Annotated in this window: 2 protein-coding genes; both read right to left on the bottom strand. The window is 64.2% G+C overall.

Translation table 11 applies throughout. From position 1 onward, the window contains the following. Nucleotides 1-1202: PAS domain S-box protein (locus SFU54_RS09440; protein WP_319016027.1), on the bottom strand; the 1202-nt coding region annotated here is incomplete at its 3' end. Then, nucleotides 1199-1543: response regulator (locus tag SFU54_RS09435; protein ID WP_319016026.1), on the bottom strand; the 345-nt coding region annotated here is incomplete at its 5' end. The genes SFU54_RS09435 and SFU54_RS09440, both read right to left, overlap by 4 nt.

Below are 1543 nucleotides of genomic sequence, written 5' to 3'. Positions count from 1 at the left end.
GGGCGCTCGGTTCCATCGGCACGCAGAACGGTCAGCTCAACGCTTACTCCACGTGCCAAGGCGCGGGTTGCCTGCTCGACGGTGTCGCGCAACAGCTCTCGTGGAATGAACCGACGAAGGCGCTCCCCGACCACGTCACTCGGCTCGAGACCCACGAGATCCGCTGCGGCACGGTTCGCCAGCACAATGGTTCCAACGTCACGAAACGTCAGGATCGCGTCGGCGGCATGTTCAATGATCGATCGGTGCAAGGCCTCCTGTCGCTCATTGCGCGCGTGGGCCTCCGCTCGCTCTCGGTCGGCGGTCGCGGCCTCGATGAGGCTGCCAACCGTCGAGGCCAGGGGCGCAAGAAAGTGCACGAGCTCGTCGTCGAATCCGCCCGGCCGATTGGCGAGGGCGAGCATCCCCATGACGGCCCCGCCCTTGCGAATCGGCAGGCCAAAGAACGTGTCGAGCGGGGGATGCCCGTGGGGGCGCCCCGCCGCGCGCGGGTCGTTGGAGACCGTGTTCGCGATGATCGGAGCATCGCCCGTGACGACGCGCCCAAACAAGGTGTCGAGATTGTGAAACTCCATGCCGCGGGGGCCGTACTGCTGAAACATGGCCCGCGTGGCGTCGTTCCAGGAGATGTCCGACATGGCCCACGTTCGCAAGAACGGCCCGTTGTCATCGTGCAAGAGCTGGGCGATAAAGCCATACTCACTGCCGGTCGTCTGCAAGAGCTCGTCGAGAAGGGCGTCGAACAGTTCGCCGACGTCAACGCCCGCCATGTACTGGTCTTGCATGCGGGTGAGTGAGTCAAGCAATGTGTTCGATTGCTGGAGGCGACTGTCGACGGTGTGCAGCGAGCTGACGTCTTCCATGACGCCCTCGAAATACGTGACCGAGCCGTCGTCATCGTGCACAGGGTGGGAGGTGACGCGAACCCAGCGCAGTTCGCCGTCGAGGCGACGAATCTGAAGGTCTTCGACGGGTATCTCTAGGCCCTCGGCCGCGCGCTGGACAAGCCAATCTCGACGCGACGGGTCGGCATAGATGTCGCGAACACTGAGCTCCGCGAGCGCCTCAAACGAGTCAGCACCCAGAAGGGTAACGAGCGCGCGATTGCCCGCGACCCACTTGCCGTCTGACGTTGTGCGATACACCGCAGCCGGTAGCCCGGCGACAAGTTCGCCAAGCACGGTCGACTGCTGGTCACTCACTTCGCGGCTACCGTGTCTAGCGATTCTGCGATGACACTTGTCAATGTGTCGAGCTCAAGGGGTTTGCCGATGACGGCTGTGCCGAGCGCTCGGGCGCGGGCGAGAACGTCAGGGCTTTGGGATGCGGTGACAAACACCACGCGCAAGTGATCGAGACCGTCAACCGACGGCAGGCGACGAGCAACCTCAAGCCCGTCAATGCCCGGCATCATGATGTCGAGAAAGAGCAGGCTGGGCTTCAGGGCGCCGCACTTGACGAGACCCTCCCAGCCGTCGAGAGCAGACTCAACCGAGACAGCCGCGTCGAGCCCTGCCGCTGCCGCGCGAACGAGTTCGGCGGT

Source organism: Microcella sp. (assembly GCF_033763155.1).
Lineage (GTDB): Bacteria > Actinomycetota > Actinomycetes > Actinomycetales > Microbacteriaceae > Microcella.
The sequence above is the reverse complement of the archived record's forward strand: the minus strand, read 5'-3'. Positions and strand labels throughout refer to the sequence as shown.